This is a genomic window from Streptomyces sp. SCA2-17, from assembly GCF_044336695.1.
The window spans coordinates 5,991,304-6,015,742 of sequence record NZ_CP117521.1 but is presented as its reverse complement, the minus strand read 5'-3'; the positions used below and the strand labels follow the sequence as shown (position 1 = coordinate 6,015,742).

The following is a 24,439-nucleotide window of genomic DNA, read 5'->3' as shown; positions in this document are numbered from 1 at the left end:
CCGGGGAGGCACGCGGCGCAGCGGGGGGCGCACCGGCGCGGGCTCAGGCGCGCGGGTCCGGGGTGCGGCTCACCGTGCGCCCGAGCGCGGCCGCCGCGCGGGCGAAGACGACGGCGTCGCGGACGGCCGCCCCGCCGGGGTCGTTGTTGAAGTAGGCGTAGACGTGGGCCCGCGCGGGCCAGGTGTCGGCGATGCGCCCGGCCCAGCTCGCGAGCGCCGTCCGGCCGTAGCGCGGCCAGGGCCGGGCCCGCCCGCTGTGGAAGCGCACGTACCCCCAGGGGGCCGTCCGCCACAGCGGGGTGACGGGCCGGGAGCCGTGGTCGGCCCAGCACAGGGCGGCGCGGTGGCTGCGCAGGACATCCTGCACCTCGTCGGTCCACCAGGAGTCGTGGCGGGGCTCGACGGCCACGCGGACGCCGTCGGGGAAGCAGCCGAGGGCGGTGTCCAGGAGCGCCGGGTCGGCGCGCAGGGTGGGCGGCAGCTGGAGGAGGACGGGGCCCAGCCGGCGGCCGAGCCCGGCGGCGTGCCGCATGAGCCGCCGGACCGGTTCCTCGGGGTCGCGCAGCCGCTTGATGTGGGTCAGGTAGCGGCTCGCCTTGACGGCCATGACGAAGTCGGCGGGCGTGCGGTCGTGCCAGTCGGCGAAGGTGCCGGGCGGCGGCAGCCGGTAGAAGGCGTTGTTGTTCTCGACCGTCGCGAACTGCCGCGCGTACTCCTCCAGCCACAGGCGCTGCGGGCAGCCCTCCGGGTAGAGGACGCCGCGCCAGTCCTTGTACTGCCAGCCCGAGGTTCCGACGTGCAGAGGCATGGGTGTTCCCTGCCCCGGCCGTGCGGGGGCGTCACGGGCGCGCCGCGAGGAACGCCGGATCGGCGGCGGTGCGCGGGTCGCCGGGCCGGCGGGACGGCCCGGGGTCGCCGGGTACAGGGGCCCGCTGCGGTTGACTGGGGGCATGGACGAGGCTGCCTGCATCTTCTGTGAGATCGCTGCGGACGGCTCCGCGGGCCACCGGGTCTTCGAGGACCCGACGGCGGTCGCCTTCCTGGACGCCCGGCCGCTCTTTCCCGGCCACGTGCTGGTGGTGCCCCGGCGGCACGCCGAGACGCTCACCGACCTGTCCGCGGACGAGGTGGGGCCGCTCTTCGCCCGGGTGCAGCGGATCGCGGGGGCCGTGGAGCGCGGGATGGGCGCCGCCGGGTCGTTCGTGGCCGCGAACAACCGGGTGAGCCAGTCGGTGCCGCACTTCCACGTGCACGTGGTGCCGCGCAACCGCAAGGACGGCCTGCGGGGATTCTTCTGGCCGCGGGGGCGCTACGCCTCGGAGGAGGAAGCGGCGCAGGTCGCGGCGCGGGTCAGGGCGGCGCTGGAATCCGGGGACGCCGGCCCGGTGCCCTGACATGGACGACCGGCGGGAATCTGACCATATTGGAGGTAGGGCTTCCCTCGTTACTGGAGGTATGGCTTCCCTCGTTCTCCGGAGCGCCGTCCCCGGGAGAAGAGGTGGATCATGAGATTCCTCAACCGTGTGGACGCCGGGCGCCGCCTGGCCGAGCGGCTGGCTCACCTGCGCGCCGAGGACCCCGTCGTCCTGGGCCTGCCGCGCGGCGGCGTCCCCGTGGCCTACGAGGTCGCCCGGGCGCTCGGCGCCCCCATGGACGTGGTGCTCGTGCGCAAGCTCGGGGTGCCCTTCCACGAGGAGCTGGGGTTCGGGGCGATCGGCGAGGGCGGGGTGCGGGTCGTGCACAGCGACATCGTCCGGATGAGCCGCGTGGAGGAGGACGACCTCGCCGAGGTGCAGCGGCGCGAGGAGGCGAACCTGGCCCGCCAGGCCGAGCGGTTCCGCGGCGGCCGCCCGCGGATCCCCCTGAAGGGCCGCACCGCGATCGTCATCGACGACGGCGTCGCCACCGGCGCCACGGCGTCGGCCGCCTGCCAGGTGGTGCGGGCCCAGGAGGCGGGGCGGGTGGTGCTCGCCGTGCCGGTGGCGGCACCGGACGCGGCGCAGGCGCTCCGCGCGGAGGCGGACGAGCTGGTCTGCCTCAGCACGCCGCCGGTCTTCTTCGCGGTCGGCGAGTGGTACCAGGACTTCTCCCAGACCCCGGACGAGGAAGTCATCGACCTGCTGGAGCGCAACAGGGCGGCAAGGACGGACCCCGGAGGTGTGCGATGACCACGGAGAAGATCGTCGAGAGCCCCATCGACATGGAGTTCCGCGAGGCCGGCGCGCTGACCCAGGCGGCGGTGCGGCTGCACATGCACGACGGCACGGACTTCACCGCCGTCGGGACGACCAACCGCAATCCCACCGACCCCACCCAGCAGCGTGTCGGCGAGGAGGTCGCGGCGGCACGGGCGCTGCGCGATCTGTCCGAGCAGCTGCTCGACAAGGCGGGAGTGGACATCGAGGAGGCCACGCACGTCACGACACGGCTGAACCACTGACGGTCACCGGTCAGATCAGATCTCGGTTCAGATGTCGACGCCGTCGGCCACCCGGGAGGTCGGCACGCAGAGCATCCCGTCGTACGCGTCGGCGATCGGCGCGTGCAGGTAAGCGCTCTGCAGCCGGGTCCGGTCGGGGCTGCCCTCGCCCCGGGGCGCCGCACGCAGCCCGGCGAGGCCGGTGGCGCCGGCCGGAAGGGCGCGGGCGAAGGCGGCCTCGATACTCCCCGGCTCGGGCGGCGCCAGCTCCGTGTCGTCGACGGTGAAGCCGAACCGGGCGCCCGCGTCGAGCGGCATCTCCGCCGTACGGCCGCCGACGGACGTCACGCCGAGGGCGAAGTAGTCGTCGCCCAGGGCGTGCTGGAGGTAGTGGCCCATGGGCAGCGTCGTCTCGTGCCCCTCCAAGGAGACGGGCTCCTTCTGGAGGTGGGCGTTGTGGGCCATGAGCACGACGCGCGCCCCCGGCCCGGCGTGCTCCAGGTGCCACAGGACGGACCCGGCCAGGAAGGTCTCCCGGGCCGCGGTGTCGATGGTGAGCCCCTCACCGGCGAACAGGGCGGCCATGGCGCGGAGGGTGTGGTCCGCGTAGGCGGCGGCTTCCATGCGCCGGAGGGCGACCTCGTACGCGTACCGGCCGGTGCGGGCCACCTGGAGGGGCTCGGTGGCGCGGAAGCGGATGAGGAGACGGGCGAGGGCGGCCGTGAGGGCGTCCTGCTCGGCTGCCGGCAACTGTGCCCATGCGGGCGCTGCCGCGGCCGCGGACCCGCCGGCGAACCGCTCGGCGATCCCGATCGCGGTCCGGGCGAGCGGGAGCGCCCCGGGGTCGGCCTCGCGGAGATGGTCGGCGACCGGGCGGAGCGCGGGCACGAGCGAGCCGCCCGCCGCCGGAATGTCGGCGCCCGCGAAGCCCACGGGCCGGGCCGCGGTGCGGTTGTGCAGCCGGAGCGCGCGCAGCAGCTCCGGCGCGCCCATGGGGAGGTCCGCCGTGGTGATCCGTGCGAGGTCGTCGTCCGGGCCGGCGCCCCGGGCCCAGGCGTCGAGCGCGAAGGCTTCGCTGAACCCGTACTCGAAGGTGAGGACGGTGAAGCCGCAGCGCTCGACGAGGAACCGCAGGAGGCGCTTGCGCGTGAGGCCGAACTCGTGGATGAAGTGCGAGTTCTCGCCCACGCCGACGACGCGGGCGTCGCCGATGAGGTCGCGCAGGGGCTCCAGGTCGTCGAGCGGAGCGTCCGGGTCGAGGGTGGTCAGGGTGGTGGCGTGGTCGCGCAGCCACTGGGCGAACGCGTCATGGGAGTCATGGGAGTCATGGCCGGAAGGCTGGAGAGGCATGCTGAAGGCTCTTCTCTCGGTGGAGGAACGTGCGGATGCGGATCACCGGAGGGGAAGCGCGCACGGCGAGGGAACTCCCGGCGGGGAGCGGGTCGTACGGCTTCCCGAGGGAGCGTCAGCGGAAGAGCGTGCCAGGAACCATGATCAGAGACTAAGAGGAACCGTGAGCCACGGACAACGGGTTTAATGCGGCGCCGTCAGCTGACCGTCGTCGTCCCGTTCCCCCGTCCCCCGTTCCTCCGCCTCCGCCGGGAGGCTGTCCATGAAGGAGCTCACCGAGAAGACGGCACGCCCCGGGCCGGGCGGCCCGTAGCCGGGAGGCGAGGTCAGCCCGTACTCCTCCAGAGTCGCCCGGTACACCTCCAGCAGCCGTACGTGGTACTCCAGCGGGGCGCCCTCGGGGTTCAGCCGGCCCAGGGGCGTGGTCGGTTCGGGGCACCAGGTGGTGAACCGCGGGACGATGCCGTGGGACATGAAGAACCGCAGCCCCTCCGCGGTGGACGCGATCGCCTCGTCCACGGTGGCGAACCCGTCCGGGGTGGCCATCTCCACGCCGGCGACGAAGTTGGGGATGACGTTGCGGGCGCCGAAGACGTCGGCGGAGTCGAGGATCCGCCGGTGCCACTCGGCGCGGCCCACGTACCGCTCCTTGCCCGGGCAGTAGAGCTGGAAGAGCCGCTCGTCCCACACCTCGAAGTTGGGGTGGTAGATGCGGATGCCGTAGTCGTGGAAGCGCTGCACGTCGGCCTTGGGGAGGGCCTGGGCGACGACCTTGCCGATCCAGCGGCCCGGGAAGCGCTCCTCGATGGCCTGGGCATAGCGGCCGTAGAAGTCGGCCTCGGTGTGCCCCGCGACCTTCGAGGTGATGGCGCCGCCGGTCAGGGTGTACGCCTGCGAGGCCCGGCCGGTGTCGTACCGGTCGATGATCTCCAGCGCCTCCAGGACCTCCTCGACCGGTTTGACGCCGGTGTACGGGCGCCCGGCGGCCTTGTGCTGGCGCCAGTTGTGGTTGATGTCGCAGTACTGGCACTCCTCCTTGGCGCCGAAGTACTGGCACACGCGGAAGACGGTCAGGTAGACGAGGTAGCCCCACTGGATGGTGGGGGCGACCTCCATGACGGACTTCCCGTTGGAAAGCGTCTGCCGGTAGTAGTCGGGCATGGGCGGCAGGCCGACGTCGGAGATGCGCCGCCCGTCGAGGTAGAGGCCCAGCGCGCCGTCCTCGCCCGCACGGACCCGGTAGGGCGAGGCGGGGTTGACGCGGACGGAGACGACCGTGCGGCGCAGCTCGTAGGGGCCGCCGGTCAGCACGATCTCCTCGGGCGGGCGGCGCAGGGCGGCGGCGCCGAGCTCGGGGAGGGTGCGGTGGTCGAAGGAGAAGATGAAGTACGACTTGGGTTTGATCCCGCCGGACGCCTCGTTGGCGGTGTCGCTGAGCGCGGAGTCGTCGAAGGCCATGCCGCCGCGCAGCAGGTCCTCCTTGATGACGGCTTCCCGCGGGATGTGCGGGAACCGTTCCATCAGGCCCTCGATCAGGTGGGTACGGCCGGTCATGTGCGGTGCTCCCCCTTCGTTGCGTGATTCGCGCGTGCGCTGCGGGCGGGGCTCGCCCGTGATCACTGACGCTAGACCCGCGCGGTGCGGGGGATGCGGCCGGGTCGGCCGTTGCGCGCTGTACGGTCCTCGGATGGACTGCTGCGAAACGATCACCCTGGGTGAAGGGACTGTCCGGATAACGGACGAGTTAACCGGATCTCTCTGCGCCTGCACATACTCGAACATCCCGATCTCGCATGATGGACAGGCACGACCATGAGCCGGACAGACATAACCTCTCCCCCGCAGACGGAGGGCGCCCCCGAGCAGGGGTCGCCGCTCTCGAACGGACTCAAGCAGCGGCACCTGTCGATGATCGCCCTCGGCGGCGTCATCGGCGCGGGCCTCTTCGTGGGCTCCGGTGCCGGCATCGCCGCCGCCGGCCCGTCGATCGTGCTCGCCTACGCCGTGTCCGGACTGCTCGTGATGTTCGTGATGCGGATGCTCGGCGAGATGTCCGCCGCCAACCCCGCCTCCGGCTCCTTCTCCGTCCACGCCGACCGGGCGATCGGCCCGTGGGCCGGCTTCACGGCGGGCTGGATGTTCTGGACCCTGCTGGTCGTGGGCGTGGCGATCGAGGCGATCGGCGCGGCCCACATCGTGTCGGGCTGGCTCCCGGGCACCCCGTCGTGGATGTGGGTGCTGGTCTTCATGGCGCTGTTCTGCGGCAGCAACCTGGCCGCGGTCTCTAACTTCGGCGAATTCGAGTTCTGGTTCGCCGCGCTGAAGATCGGCGCCATCGGGCTCTTCCTGGTGCTGGGCGCACTCGCCGTCTTCGGCGTCCTGCCCGGCAACGACTCCCCCGGCGCCGCGCACCTCCTGCACGACGGCGGCTTCCTGCCCACGGGCGTGAACGGCCTGCTGATCGGCCTGCTGGCCTCGCTCGCCGCCTACGGCGGCCTGGAGACGGTGACCATCGCCGCCGCCGAGGCGAAGGACCCGGTGCGCGGGGTGGCCAAGGCCGTGAAGACGACGATGTGGCGGATCGGCATCGTCTACGTCGGCTCGATGCTGATGATCGTCACGCTGATCCCGTGGAACGACGAGTCCGTCACCGAGAGCGGCCCGTACGCGGCCGTGCTCGACCGCCTCGGCGTCCCCGGCGGCGGGCAGATCATGAACGTGGTCGTCCTGATCGCCCTGCTGTCGGCGATGAACGCCAACATCTACGGTTCCTCGCGCATGGCCTACTCGCTGGTCTCCCGCGGCCAGGGCCCCAAGGCGCTGGGCAAGGTCTCCGGCGGGGTGCCGCGCCGCGCGGTGCTCGCGTCGTCCGCCTTCGGCTTCTTCGCCGTCCTGCTGTCGTACTGGTATCCCACGACGGTCTTCGCCTGGCTCCTGAACATGGTCGGCGGCGTCGTGCTGGTGGTGTGGGGCTTCATCGCCGCTTCCCAGCTGGTGCTGCGCCGCCGCCTGGAGCGCGAGACGCCCGGCAAGCTGGTCGTGCGGATGTGGGCCTTCCCGTACCTGACGTGGCTGACGCTGGCCGGCGTGGCCGGGGCGCTGGTGCTCATGCTGCTGGAGGACGACACCCGCGTGCAGCTGTACTCGACCGGCGGCCTGGCGCTGGCGCTGGCCGTGATCGGATACGTGCAGCAGCGGGCGGCCGCGAAACGGTGACGCTCTGACGCCGGTGCGTCCGGCAGAACGGCGAAGGCCGGTCCTCCTCGGTGAGGGGACCGGCCTTCGCCGTGTGTGCGGGCGTCCTAGGAGGCGGCGGCGCCGGCCGTCTCCCGCTCGCCCGCCTGGGCCGGAACCGTGCCGGCGGCAGCGCCCCGGGCGCCGGAGAGGACGGGGTCGGGGCCGGGCAGGCCCGCGCGGTGGGCCTGGACACCGGACCGCACCGCCCAGAAGTAGAAGCCCAGGGCCGACACCCCGACCAGAGCCGTGTCGAGGCCGCTCGGGATCACGCCGCGGCCGCCGAACTCCGGGCTGCCGAGCGCCGACAGCAGGGACAGCCACAGCAGGAACCCGACCATCCACCAGGCCGGCGCGAACTGGCGGCGCAGGTTCTCGCCCCGGCGGCGCAGCACGACCGCGGCGATGGGGACCGAGACCAGGGTGAGCAGGGTCACCTTGCCGGTGTTGGGCCACTTCGACCAGTACAGGGCGCAGGCCGCGAAGGCGAAGATGAGCGGGCAGAGGACCTTCGCGGCGGGGAGCTTGAAGGGGCGGGGCAGCTCCGGCTTGGTCTTCCGGAAGACACCGACCGCGATGGGGCCCATGAGGTAGGAGACGACCATCGCGGCGGAGACGACGCTGGCCAGGGCCTCCCAGCTGTGGCCGATGGTCAGCAGCAGGAGGACGGAGAAGCCCAGGTTGAGCCACATGGCGGGGCGGGCGACGCCGTAGCGGGGGTGCACCTCGGCGAGCTTCTTGGGGAAGAAGCCCGTGTCGGCGAGGTTCTGCGCCAGATAGGCGGAGGAGGCGACGTTGCCGATGTTGGCGCCGTTGGGCGAGATGAACGCGCCGAACTGGAGCATGGTGACGACCCAGTGCAGCATCAGCAGCTTGGCGAGGTCGGCGAAGGGCGAGGCGAAGTTGATGCCGCTCCAGCCACCCGCCTCGGCGAGCTTCTCGGGCGGGACGGCGCCGAGGAAGGCGACCTGGAGGGCCAGGTAGATCACCAGGCCGAGGGAGAGGGCGCCGACGAGGGCGAGCGGGATGGCCCGGCCGGGGTTCTTGGCGTTGCCGCCGAGGTTGACGACGGCCTGGAAGCCGTTGAAGGCGAAGACGACGCCCGAGGCGGTGACGGCGGTGAGGACGGCCGACCAGCCGTTGGGCGCGAAGCCGCCGTGCGCCGTGAAGTTGTCCGTGTGGAAGCCGGAGGCTATGAGCGCGCCGACCGCGAGGACCGGGATGGCGAACTTGACCAGGGTCAGCAGGTTGTTGGCCCGGGCCAGCAGCTCGACCGACCAGTAGCAGGCCAGCCACAGGGCGAGCGTCAGGAACAGGGCCGTCGCGATGCCGGTGCCGGTGAGGCTGCCGTCGGCGACCAGCCCCTGGGCCCAGCCGAAGCTCCACGAGGACATGTACTGGGTGCCCGCGATGGCCTCGATCGGGATCAGCGAGGCGGTCGCGATCCACACGGCCCAGCCGGTGATGAAGCCGAGCACCGGGCCGTGCGAGATGGAGCCGAACCGGGCCATCGCGCCGGGCAGCGGGTAGGCGGCGCCGACCTCCGCGTACGACATGGCGATCATGCCGATGAAGATCGCGCCGATGACCCAGGCGACCAGTGCGGCGGGCCCGGCGACCTGCGCCGCCTGCCCGGCTCCGAAGAGCCAGCCGGAGCCGAAAATGGACCCCAGCCCGATCATGATCAGGGCGAAGAGGCTGAGGCCTTTTCGATTGGCCGCGCTCAGATCCACGACGTGCATTCCGTTCTGCCGGAGACAAAGTCTGCGGGCAGCACGGTGCACACCTCAACGGCCGTCCGGCTGCCCTGCCTGCGTCGGCTCGCGCCGACGGGTACTCCGTCTTCCGGGCCGGGCGGGAAATGCGGCAGGGAATTCGATCAGCAGTGGTCCGATCTCGCCTGCGACGAGATCACCGAGGGCGCAAATTACGACGCCGGTCATGCTACGGCAAGGGACGGATCTACTCCAATCGCCTTGATCGGAAACTTATTTCCAAAATAATTCCTGCATTTCGCCGCGAACACGTCGTTCTTTCCCACGCGAGGGCAACCGCCGCACGCGCGGGGCACCGAACCGCTCGACCCCATCTGCTCAGCGATGGCCCTCACGACCCCCCGGTCACTGGACGGACGGGGGGGCGACCGCATGGCTGTTCTCCGGTGGTCAGCCGCGATCGGCGTCGGCCGCTCGGGCGGCGGGCGGGGCGGGTGGCGTCCCGCCCCGGCGGCGGGGTGCCTCGGTAGCCCCCCGCTTCTCCCGGCGTTCCTGTACGAGGAGTCCGGCGCAGGCCACGACGGCGAGGGCCATGACCGCGACGCTGTACACCATGGTGGTGGGCCCGAGCCCGAACTCTTGCACGGCGAGACCCGCGACCACCGCGGGCACGCTGAAGCCCAGGTAGCCCACGACGTAAATGCTGGCCGCGAGCCCGGCGCGTTCGTCGGGACCGGCCAGCGGCGCGATGGTCTGGAAGGCTCCGAGGAACCCGGTGCCGAAGCCGTAGCCGGCGATGACGATGCCGACGAAGAAGAGCGCCGGGGAGGGGATGCCGAGGGCGCCGAGAGTGGTGCCGATGCCGACGAGGAAGGCCACGAAGCCGAGGGTCATGGTGCGGCGCGGCGGGCGGTTGCGGCGCAGCAGCGAGCCGAGGGCGCCCGATCCGGTCAGGGCGAAGATGACCAGGCCGCCGACGAGGTGGCCGTTCATGTGGAGGGTGCGGACCGCGATGGACGGGCCGAGCGACATGTACAGACCGCCGACCGCCCACACCGCGAACAGGCTGGGCGCCACGGTCAGGAACAGCGGCCGCACCCGCCGCGGCACCGCCAGGTGCGGCATCAGGGAGGCTGCCGCGCCCGGCCGCTTCGGCGAGGTCTCCGGCAGGAGCGGGACGACGAGCGCCGCGAGCACGAACACCACCAGGAGCAGTGCGTAGACGAGGGTCTTCGGCGCGGGTGCGTACTCGACGAGGAGCCCGGAGCCCAGCGCGCCGAGGGCCAGGCCGACGAGGGGCACGAGGCTGTTGACCAGCGGGCCGAGACGGGGCCGGCCCGGGGGCTGCAGATCGAGCAGGGCGGAGCTGGTCGCCCCCGTCGCGGCGCCGGTGGCCAGCCCTTGGATGACACGTGCCGCGAGGAGCGGGCCGACGCTGTCGGCGGTGACGAACAGCAGCATGCTCACCACCTCGACGATCAGAGACGCCGCCAGGACCTTGCGGCGGCCGACGTGGTCGGAGATGCCGCCCACCACGAGCAGCGCCGCGAGGAGCGCGAGCGCGTACACCGCGAAGACGGCGGTCAGCGTGGTGGCGGAGAAGCCCCAGTCGGCTTGGTACACCGGGTACAGCGGAGAGGGCGCGCTCGCCGCGAAGAGCAGCAGGGCCTGGACCGTGGCGATCAGCCAGAAGGTGAACCCGCGGGAGAGCTGAGGCAGTTGACTCATGCCGACACCGCACGAGCCGGCCGGGCGAGCGTGCGGGAAACCGGCTCACCGGCCGCGTCGGGATGCCCCTCTTCGGCGAGATTCCCCGCGTGAGCCGGTAACTGCCCGAAAGCGGCGGGCAGATGGCCGTACGTCTCCATGACAGCGATCCGGGCCTGCTCGCCGAGGGCCGCCGCGGCCCGGCCCGTGGCCCGGTCCGGGTCGAGCGGGCCGGAGTCCGCCCAGGTCTCCCTGTCGCGCGTCGGGGGGCGAATAGGCATGGTCCATCCCTCTTTCTTTGTGTACCGGGGTGGGGAACCAGGAGGCGAAGGCCGGGGCGGCTCTGCTCCAGGTCGAAGGTGAGGCACGCTTGGGGACCTTGCCGGTCGAGCCGGCCGGGGAATCGGCCTCGGCCACGACCGCCGCCGCGAGAGCTCGCAGCCCGGCGGTTTCGAGCTGCCGGGCGCCCGCGTCGAGCAGCTCCTCAGTGTCACTCAGCGAGCTGCCGGCCTGCAACTGCCCTATGGCTGCGGGCAGCCGGCCGCCGCCTGCGGGCCGGGCACACCGACCACCGCGCGGCCCTGGAGCAGCTCGGGCGCAGTCGGCGATCAGCACCTCTTCATCCTGAAGGGGGCGACCCCTGCCGACGGGGGCGAATTACGCGATCATTCCATGTGACAACCATCACTCACGACATATTCGGAGATCTTTGCCGCTATAGCTTGCGGTGTCGCTCACGGCGGGCCAATGATGGAGGGGGCGCCCGGGGAGAGATCAGCGCGACGACGGAAGCCGCCCTCCCATTGCACAACAGCAGGCATCCATAGTCCAGTTACTTCTGCACGTCTACACAACAGCGTTTTCTGTCAACAACGCACTTGCGCACTCCTGCAGTTCAACACTTGGCTTACCTGCAATCCTGACAGCGCGAATGACTCACGGAGTAGCCGCTTGCACGGCTGCTCGTGAGGCAGACACCCCTCAATCTTGAGGAAATCTGCACGGGGGCACACGAGGACCAGCTCGTGCGCGCACTTGGATCCGGCACCCGCAGGCCTTCAACAAGGCTGCCTCGGAGCCGTTGACCCTGCCCCGGACCGGCTGCGCTCTCTGGACGCATCGCGGGTCATAACGGGGAGGCACGACGATGACTTCTTTGAGTTCTGTCCTGATCGGCAGTGGGAGCGTACTCGCTCGCTGCGGCGACGTACTCGTGGCGAAAGGGCACCGGATCGCAGCCGTGGTGACCGGTGACGCCACCGCCCGTTCCTGGGCGGTCAAGGCGGGCGTCCCGCACCATGAACTCGCCGACGCCGTGGCGCTCGCACCACAGTTGACCTGCGACCTCCTGCTGAGTATCGGCAACTACGCGGTGGTGCCCGACGCGCTGCTGGGCTGTGCGACGCGGGCCGCCGTCAACTACCACTACGGCCCGCTCCCCGCGTACTCGGGTCTGCACACGCCCTCCTGGGCCATCGCGGAGGGGGCACGGGAGTACGGCATCACCTGGCACCGCATGGCCGAGGTGGTCGACGGCGGTGAGGTGCTGGGGCGGGTACCGGTGGCGATCGAGCCGGAGGACACCGCGCTGTCGCTGGGCCTGAAGTGCGACGAGGCGGCCGTCGCCAGCCTGCCCGGGCTGATCGACGACATCGCGGAGGGGCGCGAGACCGCGGTCCCCCAGGACTCCACGGCGCGCCGCTATTTCTCGCGGCACACCCAGTTCGCCGCCGAGGGGCTGATCGACTGGAGCCTTCCGGCCGAGCGCATCACCGCCATGGTCCGGGCCACCGACTACGGCCCGTTCGCCAGCCCGTTGGTATGGCCCAAGGTCAGCCTCGACGGGCATTTCTACGCCGTCCGGGAAGCCCGCTCCCGGGCCGCCTCCGCTTCTGCCGCGGATGACGCCGCCGCCACACCCGGTACGGTCCTTTCCTGCGACGACACGTCGGGCCTGCGGGTGGCCACGGGCGCCGGAAGCGTCACCCTGGCCCGGCTGTGCACCCTGGAGGGGGAAGAACGGTCCGCCGGCGCCATCGCGGTGGTCCACGGAGTCCGGCCCGGCACGGTCCTGGACGTCCCCGGCGAGGACGCGAGCGCGCGTCTGACCGAAGCCGGGGTGCGAGCCTCCAAGGCCGCCGCCCGGTGGCGTGAGCGCCTGATCGCGGGCGGCGACCAGCCGTACCGCCTCCCCTACCCGCAGCCCCGCCCGGGCACCGGGGCGCGCGCCGAGAGCGGACAACAGCCGGATCCCGTCCTCGTGCGATGCCCCGTGCCGCTCCGGGCCGGCGGCGACGGCCTGGAAGCATCCGCGGCGGCCGCCGCCCACCTGGCCGGTGCGCTGGGCCTCTTCCTGGGCCGGGCGAGCGGCCGACGGGAGGTTCACCTCGCGATGGCGGCACCCCGCGAGGGCGTCGACGCCGCGCACCGCGACCTGTTCGCCGCCTGGCTGCCCCTGCCGTGCCGTGCCGACGCCGACGCGACGATCTCGGAGAACCTGCTGGCCGTGCGACGGGAGTTCGCCCGAGGCCAGGACCGGGGGTGGATCCGCCGCGACGCCGTCGGCCGGGACGAAGCACTTCGGGAACGCTGGAACAGCGGCACACTGATACCGGACGTACTGATCTCCTGGGGCACCCGCGACGCCGCCGGCCACGACTCCGGCGACCACGGCGGCCACCGCCCGAAACTGGAACTCCACATCCAGCAGGGCGGCGCCCAGGAGGGTGCGCTCGTCGCCTTCCACTACGACGCCTCGCGCCTGTCGGCGCCTGACGTCGCCCGGCTGGTCGGCCAGTTCGCCGCGTGGTGCGAGCGTCTCCCCGCCGCCGTGGAGCAGCTCCCGTCCGCCGCCGGCCTTCTCGCCGCGGACGAACACCGGCTCCTCATCGAGGAGTTCAACGCTACGGACACCGCCGCCGCGGACCTCCCGGAGCGGGGCGTGCACCGGCTCTTCGAAGAAGCCGCGCGCGGCCATGCCGAGGACACCGCGCTGGTCTGCGCGGACACCAGCCTGACCTATGCCGAGCTCAATGCCCGTGCCAATCGGCTCGCCCACGCGCTGACCGACCGGGGCGTGGGCCGCGGCGACCTGGTCGGCGTGGCCCTGAGCCGTTCGGCCGACCTGGTCGTGGCTCTCTTAGCGGTCATGAAGACAGGCGCCGCCTACGTGCCCGTCGATCCGGGTTTCCCGGCGGAACGCATCCACCAGATGATCGACGACGCCGATCCCGTCCTCGTCATCACGCCCGGGACCGTGCCCACTGTCCTCGCCGCCTGGGACGCCCGTTGCGTGAGCGTCCACCTGAGTGACGGGCCGAGTGCTGACGAGGACCTCGCGGTCGAGGTGGACGCCGGGGACCTGGCCTACGTCCTGTACACATCGGGTTCGACCGGCCGCCCCAAGGGGGTCGAGATCACCCACGGGGCCGTGGGCAACTTCTTGGCCGCCATGCGCGAACGCCCGGGATGCACCGCCGCCGACCGGCTGCTGGCGATCACCACCGTGTCCTTCGACATCTCCGTACTGGAGTTGTTCCTGCCGCTGCTCTGCGGCGCGACCACGGTCATCGCCCGGGCCGACGAGATTCTGGACGCCAAGGCCCTGAGCGGGCTGATGGAGCGGCACGCGATCACCATGATGCAGGGCACCCCCTCCACCTGGCAGCTGCTGCTGGACGGGGGCTGGCGGGGCACTGCCACGCTGAAGAAGATCCTCTGCGGTGGTGAGGCGCTGTCCCGCGACCTGGCGGACCGGCTGCTCGCCGCCGGGGACGCGGTCTCGGTGTGGAACATGTACGGGCCCACCGAGACCACCGTGTGGTCGACCGCCTGGGCGGTGGCGGACCGGGAGGAGGAAGACGGCATCCTCATCGGCAGCCCGATCGACCGCACCCAGGTCTACGTCCTCGACGAGAACCTGTCGCCGGTGCCGCTCGGCTTCCCCGGCGAACTGTGCATCGGCGGTGCCGGGGTGGCCCGTGGCTACCGCAACGACCCCGAGCAGACCCGGCTCCGCTTCGCGGACAACCCCTTCCATCCCGGCACTCTCTACCGGACCGGCGACCTGGCCCGCTTCGCCGGACCCGGCAAGCTCACTCTGCTGGGACGCAACGACCGCCAGGTCAAACTGCGCGGCCACCGCATCGAGCTGGCCGACGTGGAGGCGGCCGTCAGCCGCCACGCATCGGTCCGCCGCGCCGTGGTGGTCGGCCGTGACGAGCACCTGGTCGCCTACTGCGTCCGCGACGCGGCCCCGGCCGGCGATCCGGTCTCCGCCTCCGCGGACCAGAGCACCGCCCTGGCCGAGTGGGCCGCCGCCTGGGACCGCGCCTACGAAGCCGGCACCGACCACGCTCCCGTCGGCTCCGGCACCGCATCCGATCCCGTCACCACCGACGCCACGTTCAACCTGGCAGGCTGGCGCAACAGTTACGACGGCCTCCCCTTCTCGGACGGGGAGATGCGCGAGTGGCAGCGGAGTTCCGTCCGGCGCATCCTCTCCCACGCGCCGGAGAACGTCTTCGAGATCGGCTCCGGCAGCGGCCTGATGCTGTTCGGCCTGGCGCCGCACTGCCGCAGCTACCACGCCGTGGACGCCTCCGCCGCAGCCGTCGAGATGACCCGGCGGCACCTGGCCTCCCTGCCGCACGTGACCTGCGAACAGCGCGCCGCCCACGCGCTCCCCGAGGTGGCCGAGGGCGCCTTCGACACCGTGGTCATCAACTCGGTGGCCCAGTACTTCCCCGACGTCACGTACCTGACCTCGGTGCTGGAGTGGGCGACCAGGACGGTCAGCAGGGGACGGGTGTTCCTCGGTGACGTACGCGACCTGTCGCTGCTGGACGTCTTCCACGCCGACGTCGCGCACTTCCGCGCGGAGGGAGAGCCCGGTGGGATCTCCACCGAGGAACTGGTCCGCCGCACCGAGCGCGGGATGCGCGAGGAGCGCGAACTGGTCCTCAGCCGCGACTACTTCGCCGGCCTTCCCCGCCTGTTCCCGCAGATCACCAGGGTCGACATCACCCTGCGTGACGGCCGCTACGTCAACGAGATGACGCGCTATCGCTACGACGTCACCCTGCACATCGGTGAGGACACCCGGCCCGCAACCCCTGCGGTGGAGAAGGACTGGCAGGCCGGCGGTCTCGACCTGGCCGCGCTCCGCACCGAGCTGGGTTCCGTCGCCGACCGCCCGCTCCGCCTGAACGGCATCCCCAACGGCCGGATGGGCGAGGTGTGCGGCCGGGTCGCCTCAGCCCTGGAGTCCAGGGGCGCGAGCACCTCGGTGGCGCCCACGTCCTGGATCGACCCCGCCGACCTCTCCCGCGCCGCCGCTGAGGCAGGTCTCGAACTGGCCCTGCTGCCCAGCCGCTCCTGCGGCATCTGGCGGTGCGACGCCGTGTTCTGGCGGCCCGGCCGGACCCCCGATCTCAGCTCGCTCCCCACCGAAGCGCCGGACCCCGGCGCTCTCAGCCGGTACGCCAACACGCCCGCGGTCGGCGAGCCGCCCAGGACCCCGCTGCACCGCGTGCTGCGCCCCTGGCTGGCCGAGCGGCTGCCGGGGTACATGGTGCCGACGTTCTTCGTGGAGCTGGACGAGTTTCCGCTGACCCCGAACGGCAAGATCGACGAGAACGCGCTGCCGGACCCCGTGGTGGAGGTCGAGGCCACCGCCAAGCCCGCCACCGAGCTGGAGCGGGACATCATGGCCATCTGGTCGGACGTGCTCGGCCACGACCGGATCGGCGTCAACCAGAACTTCTTCGAGATCGGCGGCAACTCGCTGCGGGTCGTCCGGGTCCAGACGCGGCTGGAGGAACTGCTGGGGCGGCCCGTCGTCGGGGCCAAGCTCTTCGAGCACTTCACCGTCAAGACGCTGGCCGCCTACCTGAGCGGCGGCACGCGGACGCGCCAGGAGGTCGTGCCCGACCGGCGCCGCGCCGTCCAGGACGAGCCCATCGCCATCATCGGCATGGCCTGCCGCCTGCCCGGTGATGCCAACATCCCGGAGGAGTACTGGGAGCTGCTGGAGCGCGGCGGAGACGGGATCGTCGACGTCCCGAAGGACCGCTGGGACGCCGAGGCACTGTACAACCCGGACCCGGAGGTGCCCGGCACCTCGTACTGCAGCCAGGGCGGGTTCGTCCGTGGCATCGACCTCTTCGACGCCCCCCTCTTCGGCATATCGCCGCGCGAGGCCCGCGCGCTCGACCCCATGCAGCGCTTGGTGCTGGAGACCACCTGGGAGGCGTTCGAACGCGCCGGCTACACCACGGACCGGCTGCGCGGCAGCCGGACCGGCACGTTCGTCGGCATCGGCAAGAGCTCGGCGTGGCGCGAATACGGCCTCACGGCGGCCGGCGGGCTGAGCGACCTCGACGGCTATGTGGGCTCGGGTTCCATGGGCGGCACCATGTCCGGCCGGGTGTCGTACGTCTTCGGTCTGGAGGGCCCGGCCCTCACCGTGGACACGGCATGCTCCTCCTCCTTGGTCACCACCCACCTGGCCTGCAACGCGCTGCGCAACGGCGAATGCGACCTCGCGGTGTCGGCCGGTGTGAGCCTGATGCTCACCCCCGAACTGCACGTCGAGTTCAGCCGCCTGCGCGGCATGTCGGCGGACGGCCGCTGCCGGTCGTTCTCCTCCGACACCGACGGCACGGGCTGGAGCGAGGGTTCCGCCACCGTCGTCCTCAAGCGGCTGTCCGACGCCCAGCGCGACGGCGATCCCGTCCTGGCCGTGCTGCGCGGCACCGCCGTCAACCACGACGGCCGCAGCGCCGGCCTGACCACACCCAGCGGCCCCGCCCAGCAGCGGGTCATCCGCGCCGCCTTGGCGGCTTCCGGACTCCAGCCGGGTGACATCGACTACCTGGAGGCGCACGGCACCGGCACCAAGCTGGGCGACCCCATCGAGGGCACCGCGCTGGCGGAGGTCTTCGGCGCAAGCCATTCCGGCGAGGTGCCCCTGTGGGTCGGTTCGGCCAAGTCCAACCTCGGCCACACCCAGGCCGCCGCCGGTCTGGCCGGCCTGATGAAGGTCGTCCTGGCCATGAGCCACGACACCCTCCCCCGTACCCTGCACGTCGCCGAGCCCACCCCCGCGGTGGACTGGAAGGGCGCCGGGATGGCGCTGGTCCAGGAGCAGCGCCCGTGGCCGGCCGGGGACGTGCCGCGGCGCGCGGGCGTCAGTTCGTTCGGCATCGGCGGCACCAACGCCCACGTGATCGTCGAGGAGCCGCCGCAGCCGGCCGCGAAGGCCGTCGAGGAGAGCGCGCCCGCGCCGCTGCCGCCCACGGTGCCGTTCGTGGTGTCCGGGCACAACGACGCCGCCCTGCGCCGGCAGGTGGAGAACCTGCACCTGCACATGAGCGGGAACACGCGGGACCCCCTCGGTGACGTGGCCCGCTCCCTGGCGACTACCCGCAGCCATCTCCGTCGCCGGCTGGTGCTCGCGGTCCAGGACAGGGCCGAACTGCTCGGCAAACTCGACTCCTTCGCCCGCACCGGGGAAGTGCCCGCGGAGTCGGTGTGCACCGGGAACCACACCGAGGAACCCCGGCCGGCCCTGCTCTTCACGGGCCAGGGCTCCCAGTTCCCGGGCATGGGCAAGGACGTCTACGACGTCTACCCCGTCTTCCGCGAGGCACTGGAGGAGGTCGCCGCCCGCTTCACCGAGCTGGAGAAGCCCCTCCTGGGGGTGATGTGGGCCGATCCGGGCAGCGAGGACGCGGCCCTGCTGCACCGCACCGACTTCACCCAGCCCGCCCTGTTCGCCCTGGAGGTGTCGCTGTGGCGGCTGTGGGAGAGCTGGGGTGTACGGCCTGAGCTGCTCCTCGGCCACAGCATCGGCGAACTCGCCGCCGCTCACGTGGCGGGGGTGTTCGACCTGGACGACGCCTGCCGGCTGGTCGCGGCCCGCGGCCGGCTGATGCAGGCCCTGCCCGCCCGCGGCGCCATGGTGTCGCTGGAAGCCGGCGGTGAGGAGGCGGAGGCGGCTATCGACGCCCTCGGGCTGCGCGGCAAGCTGGACGTCGCCGGACTCAACGCGCCCACGCAGACCGTGCTGTCCGGTGACACCGACGCCGTCGAGGCGATCGCCGCCCACTTCACGGAGCAGGGCCGCAAGGCCAAGCGGCTGGCGGTGTCCCACGCCTTCCACTCGCACCACATGGACGGCATGCTCGCCGGGTTCCGGGCCGTGGCGGAGACCATCCGCTTCCGCCCGGCCGTGATCCCCCTCGTCAACAGCCTCACCGGCCGGCGCGCCGCACCGGGAGAATTGGAGCAGCCCGGCTACTGGGTCCGCCAGGTGCGCCACTCGGTCCGCTTCGAGGACGGCATGCGCAGCCTGATCCGGGAGGGCGCGAACACCTTCCTGGAGCTGGGCCCGCAGCCCGTGCTGTCCGGTCTGGGCGCATCCTGCCTGGACGGCGAGGAACCGGTGTCCTGGGTGCCGTCCTGCACCCCGGGCAAGAACGGGGCCTCGGTCATACAGCGAAGCCTGGCCGAGCTGCACGTGCGGGGCGTCCCGATCGACTGGGACGGCTACTTCGCTCCCTTCGGCGGCGGCCGGGTGGCCCTGCCGACGTACGCCTTCCAGCGGGAGCGGTTCTGGTTCGAGCCGCCGCTCTCCCGCGAGGCCGGCGCCGGTCTGAAGCCCACCGGTCACCCGCTCCTCGGTGGCGGTGCGGAGATCGCCGGCACCGAGCTGTCGCTGTTCACCCATGTGGTGGCGGCACACCAGCCCGCGTGGGTGCAGGAGCACAAGGTGCTCGACACCGTCCTGATGCCGGGCACGGCGTTCTTCGAGGTCATACGGGCGGCGGGTGACGCGGCCCACGAGGGCGAATGGGACGTGTCGGACGTGGTGTTCGCCTGGCCGCTGGTGCTCACCCCCGGGACGCCGGTGCGGATGCAGGTCACCGTGGGACCGGCGAGCGGTGACACCCGTCCCGTCAAGATCTACAGCGCGCCCGAGGGTGCGGACGGCGCATGGCAGCTGCACGTCGAGGGCTGCCTCACGCCCGCGGAGACAGCCGGTACCGCGGACGGCGCCGGTACCGTCGCCGCGGTGACGCTGCCGCCCCGGGGCGCCGAGCCCCTCGACGTTGCCGCCCTCTACCGCGAGCTGGACTCCGTCGGTTACGGATTCGGCCCGAACTTCCGGGGCATAAAGGAGGCTTGGCAGGCGGAGGGGGTGGTGTGGGCCAGGGTCGCGCTGGCGGAGAGCGAGCAGCAGTCCGCCGCCCGCTACGCCCTGCATCCGGCCCTGCTGGACTCGGCCATGCAATCACTGCTGATGACCCAGCGGCTGCGGAACCCGGACAGCGACGACGCCTTCGTGCCGTACGAGGCCGAGCGCCTGTCGGTGCGGGTGAAGGGCCTGGCGGAGATCTGGGTCCGGGTCGCCGAATTCGAACTGGGCGACGGCGAGTTCCTGGGCTCCCTCGATATCCACGACAGCGACGGCAGCCACGTCGGCCACCTGCACCGCCTCCACGCACGGCGCATAGACCGGGCCGTGCTGCGCCGCCTCGCCGCGGCGGGAGTGGACCGCTTCCAGTTCGACGTCGACTGGCGCCACGCCGACACCGAGGATGTCGAGCTGGGCGGCTCCTGGGGCATGATGACCCCCGCCGGGGACGTGCCGTGGGCGCGGGAGGTCAAGACCCTCCTGGCTCGGGCCGGCATCCAGGCGATCAAGGTCCAGGACCTGGAGGACGCCGAAGACCTGGACGGCCTGGTCTGCCTGTGGGACTCCGGCGCGGAGGTGCCGGACCAGGCCCACGCGTTCGCCGCCAAGGCCCTGGAGCAGCTCCAGGAAGCGGTGGGTACGGAGCACCGCACCCCGCTGGTCTGGGTCACCCGCAACGCGGTGGGCACCGGCGCCGGCGACATGGCCTCCGGGCCGGGCGCCGGTCCGCTGTGGGGCCTGATGCGGACCGCCCGCAACGAGCACCCGGAACTGAGCCTGCGCCTGATCGACATCGGTGAGGAGGACGCGGACCGCAAGGCCCTCCCCGCCGCGTTGATGCTGGAAGCCGAGCCGGAGTGCGCCATCCGCGACGGCGAGGTGCTGGTGCCGCGGCTGCTGCGGGTGAGCGACGAGACGCCGGTCCCGGCCCAGCAGCAGCAATTCGTGCGGCCGGACGGCGCGGTGCTCGTCACGGGTGGCCTCGGCGGCCTGGGCCGGCGCGTGGCCGAGTGGCTGGCCGGTACCCACGGTGTACGCGACCTGGTGCTGACCTCACGTCGCGGGATGGAGACCCCCGGCGCGCAGTCCCTGGTGGACGAGCTGTCCGGACTGGGCGCCACGGCCACCGTGATGGCCTGCGACGCGGCGGACCGCGACGACGTCGCCGCGGTGATGTCACTGTTCAGTGAGAAGCGCCCGCTGCGCGGCGTGGTCCACATGGCGGGTGTGCTGGACGACGGCATCCTGACGGACCTGACGCCGGAGCGGCTCGACGCGGTCTTCCTGCCCAAGGTGGACGGCGTGTGGCATCTCCACGAACTGACCCAGGACAGGGAGCTGGACTTCTTCGTGATGTTCTCCTCCGTCTCGAGCGTCATGGGAACACCTGGTCAGGGTAACTACGCCGCCGCCAACGCCTTCCTGGACGCGCTCGCCCACCTGCGCCGCGCCAAGGGCCTGCCGGCCACCGCTGTGGCCTTCGGCCCCTGGGAGGGCGACGGCATGGCCGCAGGGCTCAGCGAGCCCGACCGAGCCCGCTTCGCCCAGTTCGGCCTGGACCGGCTGATGCCGGACGAGGGCCTGGAGCTCTTCGAGCTCGCCGTCAGGAGCGGCCGCGCGCTGACGATGGCGGCCGCGCTGGACCTGAACCGCGTTCAGCGCTCCTTCGAGGGCGGCAGCGGCATACCGCCGCTGTACCGCGCACTGCTCAACGACAACGCCGGCGGACACACCCAGGGTGCCGGAACGGACCTGCGCAAGCTGCTCGGCGAGGCCGCTCCGGAGGAGTACCCGGGCGTGGTCCTGGCCACCGTCCGCGCGGAGGTGGCGAAGACGCTGGGCTTCGCCTCGCCGGCGGCCGTGGGCGTCGACGTGCCGCTCCGGGCCATCGGCTTCGACTCGCTGACCGCGGTCCTGATGCGCAACCAGCTCGCGAACCTCACCGGACTCGTCCTGCCCGCGAGGATCGCCTTCGATCACCCCAACCTCATCGCACTGTGCGACTTCCTCCTGGAGAAGCTGCTGGAGGCGGGGCTGGACGCGGCACCCGGGCCCGCCACCGGCACCGCAGCCACCGAGGTGGCCGGTGCAGCGGGCACGGACCTGTCCGCCGCCCGGAGGGGCTGCCTGCACCCCGACCTCCGCTTCGACAACGCCGTCGCGGCGCCGGAACGCCCGGAGGCGGTCTTCGTCACCGGCGCCACCGGATTCGTCGGCGCACACCTGCTGCACGAGCTGCTCGCCTCGCAGGTGGTCGCCCACTGCCTGGTGCGGGCGGACAACACCCACCGGGCCATGGAGCGCCTGGTCACCGCCCTCAGCGACTACGGCCTGTGGAAGGAGGAATTCGCGCCGCTGCTGAAGCCGGTGGTGGGCGACCTCACCCAGCCGCTGTTCGGCCTGGACGAGGAGCGCTTCGACGAACTGGCCGACCAGGTGGACGCCATCTGCCACTCCGCTGCCCTGCTGGACTGGATGCGGCCGATGGAGGAGTACATCGGCCCCAACATGGTCGGTACGCACGAGGCGTTGCGCCTGGCCTCGCGCGGTCGCGGCAAGGCGTTCCACTTCATCTCCACCTTCGCCACGCTTCCCAGGTACCTGGGGTACCAGGTCACCGAGGACGCCCCGGAGTACGGCTACCAGACCTCCAAGTGGCAGGCGGAGCAGATGGTGGCCGCCGCCCGGTGGCGCGGCGCGAAGGCGTCGACGTACCGGCTGCCGTACGTGGGCGCCTCGGCCCGCACCGGGCGCTTCCGGCTCGACCGCGGCGACTTCCTGCACAACCTGATCACCGGATGCCTCGCGATGGGGAGCTTCCCGTCGCTGGCCGCCGACCTCACGGCGGTGCTGCCGGTCGACTACCTGTGCCGGACCGTCGCCGAGACGATGACCAGCGACCTGGCGCGCATCGGCAGGGACTACGACTTCGTCAACTCCGGCGCCCCGGCCTTCGACCGCTTCTTCGAGATGGTGGGTGCCGCCGGCGGCGGGGCGGAGATCGTACCCTTCGACGAATGGCGCCGGCGGGCGCTGGAGTTCGCCGCGGCGCACCCGGCGAGCCCCCTCGCCCGGATCGCCGCCCTGGTGGACGGCTTGACGACGCAGGGCCTGGTGGACATGTTCGCCGCGCTCCCCGTGGGAAGCGACGTCTTCGGCGCGGAGGACTACCCGTCCCCGCCCATCGACGAGGAATTCGTCCGCACCTATGTGCACCGCATCAACACTTCGGACCGAGCGGAGAACACGACCTCATGAGCAACCCGAACCGGATGCCGGACGCGACTGCGGACGACGACGCCACTGTCACCGGCACCTACCAGAAGACCGGCACCTTCCTCCACTCCTCGGCCGCGGTGCACGCCGAGCAGCTGTCCCCGGTGCTGGACAAGTACCAGGTCGACAAGGGGGAGGTGGAGTCGAAGCTGCCTCCGCACCAGGTGCTGAACACGAGCCGCTTCCGCCCCGAGTCACATCCCACCCACGTCGTCCGGATGAACCTGGACGACGACCTGGCGAACGACCTGGCACGCCAGCTGCGCTGCCAGGCGATGATCCAGGAGAGCTTCGCCGCCGCCTCGATCGGCAGCTACTTCCCGGTCTCCACCATGTTCGAGAACTGCGTGCTGTTCGTGCCCTCGGCGAAGCGCTTCTACGACCTGAACCAGGACATCGTCCGGGAACACTTCCCCGAGGTCGAGACCTCGGTGGTCAACGCCTTCATCGTGCCGGCCGGGAAGCGGCCGTACGGCACCCACGCGGCCAGCTCGATCGCCCTTCAGATCCCGTCGCTGGTGAAGAAGCAGCTCGGCTTCCCCACCGAGTACCGCAGCTTCCACACCGCGCTGACCCCCACTCCGCTGAGCCGGCAACCCTTCGTGATCTTCGAGGAGGCCGAGCTGGAGGCCCCGAACCTCTCGTACGCCTACGAGAAGATGCTGGAGCACGGCCTCAAGGGCGAGGAGAAGGACGCCGTCGACAAGGCCCTGTACCTGTTCCTGGAAGGGAAGCTGTCCGAGATCGACCTGCCCTCGGTGCGGGACTTCCTCATGGCGATGTACTGGGCGAAGACGTACGCCGACAAGCCGTCTCCCGGCTACTACTGCGACAGCCGGGTGGGGGACGCCCTGGTCTTCGACAACTACCGGGCACATGCCGACAGCACCCTGCCCCGGACCACCAAGGACCGCCTCACCATCGACCTGCGCTGCTTCAACAAGGTGCTGTACCCGAAGGGCATGACCAGCGGCCTGGACTTCATCGTCGACCCGGACGAGCGCGCCTACCAGGTCAAACGCAAGTGGGCGTCGATCGAGTTCCTCCTCGCCACGCTCGGCTACGAGAGCGTCGACGACTTCCTGCGCCTGGTGTTCGGCGGGTCCCGGCGCGCGGCGGACATCGATCCGTTCGGCCTGATGACCGACCTCCAGTTCGGCATCTACAACAAGTCCGCATACCACCTGCTCGACCAGAACCTCGACGCCCACTACGAGCGGGTCGAGGCCCTGTACGACCGCATCGCGAAGGATGGCGAGTACATCCTGCCGGAGCGGGCCAGGCAGTGCCTCACGGCGCTGAGCGAGCGGCCCGGCAGCTGAAGGGGGCGGCACTGCTGCACACTCACACGACTGCGGCGGAGGGTCGATCCGGGGGCTGGGCTCCCGGATCCCGCCCTGTTCGGTTCCGACAATCGGACCATAGGTGCGTCCCTCCCGAGCGCGAAGAAGCTGACAGACCCGAAGTCCTCTCCAGCGCGCACCCCGCCACCCTCAAGTGCCGCATGTCACGATGACCGGGCGGTGCCCGGATGCCTTA

Annotated in this window: 11 protein-coding genes and 1 pseudogene; 6 read left to right on the top strand and 6 right to left on the bottom strand. The window is 71.6% G+C overall.

The features are described from left to right. Positions 1–43 precede the first annotated feature (43 nt). Positions 44–808 carry a DUF72 domain-containing protein gene (locus PS271_RS26870; protein WP_398385352.1) on the bottom strand — a complete coding sequence of 255 codons (765 nt, stop codon included), beginning with the start codon at positions 806–808 and terminating at the stop codon, positions 44–46. A 142-nt stretch (positions 809–950) separates the two neighbouring features. On the opposite strand from PS271_RS26870, the gene PS271_RS26865 reads away from it, so the two are divergent. The 3 genes and pseudogenes from PS271_RS26865 to PS271_RS26855 all read left to right on the top strand — a co-directional run bounded on the left by PS271_RS26865 (position 951) and on the right by PS271_RS26855 (position 2,440). Next, positions 951–1,394, top strand: coding sequence for an HIT family protein (locus PS271_RS26865; protein WP_398385350.1), 444 nt, complete (start codon positions 951–953; stop codon positions 1,392–1,394). Between the two features lie 111 nt (positions 1,395–1,505). Then, a pseudogene (locus PS271_RS26860) lies at positions 1,506–2,156 on the top strand (phosphoribosyltransferase); the annotation flags it as partial. Positions 2,157–2,164: 8 nt separating this feature from the next. Continuing rightward, complete coding sequence (locus PS271_RS26855) at positions 2,165–2,440, top strand: DUF1876 domain-containing protein (RefSeq protein WP_120757962.1); 276 nt, start codon at positions 2,165–2,167, stop codon at positions 2,438–2,440. A 27-nt stretch (positions 2,441–2,467) separates the two neighbouring features. Here PS271_RS26855 and PS271_RS26850 read toward each other — a convergent pair whose 3' ends face one another. Together PS271_RS26850 and PS271_RS26845 are read right to left on the bottom strand one after the other, a co-directional pair. Next, complete coding sequence (locus PS271_RS26850) at positions 2,468–3,769, bottom strand: erythromycin esterase family protein (RefSeq protein ID WP_398385348.1); 1,302 nt, start codon at positions 3,767–3,769, stop codon at positions 2,468–2,470. A 183-nt stretch (positions 3,770–3,952) separates the two neighbouring features. After that, positions 3,953–5,323: a radical SAM protein gene (locus PS271_RS26845; RefSeq protein ID WP_398385347.1), complete on the bottom strand. Its 1,371-nt coding sequence runs from the start codon at positions 5,321–5,323 to the stop codon at positions 3,953–3,955. A 258-nt stretch (positions 5,324–5,581) separates the two neighbouring features. On the opposite strand from PS271_RS26845, the gene PS271_RS26840 reads away from it, so the two are divergent. Beyond that, complete coding sequence (locus PS271_RS26840) at positions 5,582–6,985, top strand: amino acid permease (protein WP_398385345.1); 1,404 nt, start codon at positions 5,582–5,584, stop codon at positions 6,983–6,985. Positions 6,986–7,071: 86 nt separating this feature from the next. Here PS271_RS26840 and PS271_RS26835 read toward each other — a convergent pair whose 3' ends face one another. The 3 genes from PS271_RS26835 to PS271_RS26825 all read right to left on the bottom strand — a co-directional run bounded on the left by PS271_RS26835 (position 7,072) and on the right by PS271_RS26825 (position 10,706). Then, positions 7,072–8,736 (bottom strand): APC family permease, encoded by a 1,665-nt coding sequence (locus tag PS271_RS26835; protein ID WP_398385343.1) that lies wholly within the window; start codon positions 8,734–8,736, stop codon positions 7,072–7,074. Positions 8,737–9,168: 432 nt separating this feature from the next. Next, positions 9,169–10,446, bottom strand: a complete 1,278-nt coding sequence (locus PS271_RS26830) for an MFS transporter (protein WP_398385341.1) — start codon at positions 10,444–10,446, stop codon at positions 9,169–9,171. Beyond that, the gene (locus PS271_RS26825) at positions 10,443–10,706 is read right to left on the bottom strand and encodes a hypothetical protein (protein ID WP_398385340.1); all 264 of its coding nucleotides are present in this window, start codon (positions 10,704–10,706) and stop codon (positions 10,443–10,445) included. Before PS271_RS26825 ends, PS271_RS26830 begins: the two co-directional genes overlap by 4 nt. An 866-nt stretch (positions 10,707–11,572) precedes the next feature. On the opposite strand from PS271_RS26825, the gene PS271_RS26820 reads away from it, so the two are divergent. Both PS271_RS26820 and PS271_RS26815 read left to right on the top strand, forming a co-directional pair. Then, positions 11,573–22,882: an amino acid adenylation domain-containing protein gene (locus PS271_RS26820; protein WP_398385339.1), complete on the top strand. Its 11,310-nt coding sequence runs from the start codon at positions 11,573–11,575 to the stop codon at positions 22,880–22,882. Then, positions 22,879–24,222, top strand: a complete 1,344-nt coding sequence (locus PS271_RS26815) for a hypothetical protein (protein WP_398385338.1) — start codon at positions 22,879–22,881, stop codon at positions 24,220–24,222. The genes PS271_RS26820 and PS271_RS26815 overlap by 4 nt, the downstream gene beginning before the upstream one ends. The last annotated feature ends 217 nt before the right edge of the window (positions 24,223–24,439 follow it).

Bases quoted from the DNA above. Each gene is read 5' to 3' on its own strand.
- PS271_RS26870 (WP_398385352.1), bottom strand. From the start codon at position 808: ATGCCTCTGCACGTCGGAACCTCGGGCTGGCAGTACAAGGACTGGCGC.
- PS271_RS26865 (WP_398385350.1), top strand. From the start codon at position 951: ATGGACGAGGCTGCCTGCATCTTCTGTGAGATCGCTGCGGACGGCTCC.
- PS271_RS26855 (WP_120757962.1), top strand. From the start codon at position 2,165: ATGACCACGGAGAAGATCGTCGAGAGCCCCATCGACATGGAGTTCCGC.
- PS271_RS26850 (WP_398385348.1), bottom strand. From the start codon at position 3,769: ATGCCTCTCCAGCCTTCCGGCCATGACTCCCATGACTCCCATGACGCG.
- PS271_RS26845 (WP_398385347.1), bottom strand. From the start codon at position 5,323: ATGACCGGCCGTACCCACCTGATCGAGGGCCTGATGGAACGGTTCCCG.
- PS271_RS26840 (WP_398385345.1), top strand. From the start codon at position 5,582: ATGAGCCGGACAGACATAACCTCTCCCCCGCAGACGGAGGGCGCCCCC.
- PS271_RS26830 (WP_398385341.1), bottom strand. From the start codon at position 10,446: ATGAGTCAACTGCCTCAGCTCTCCCGCGGGTTCACCTTCTGGCTGATC.
- PS271_RS26825 (WP_398385340.1), bottom strand. From the start codon at position 10,706: ATGCCTATTCGCCCCCCGACGCGCGACAGGGAGACCTGGGCGGACTCC.
- PS271_RS26820 (WP_398385339.1), top strand. From the start codon at position 11,573: ATGACTTCTTTGAGTTCTGTCCTGATCGGCAGTGGGAGCGTACTCGCT.
- PS271_RS26815 (WP_398385338.1), top strand. From the start codon at position 22,879: ATGAGCAACCCGAACCGGATGCCGGACGCGACTGCGGACGACGACGCC.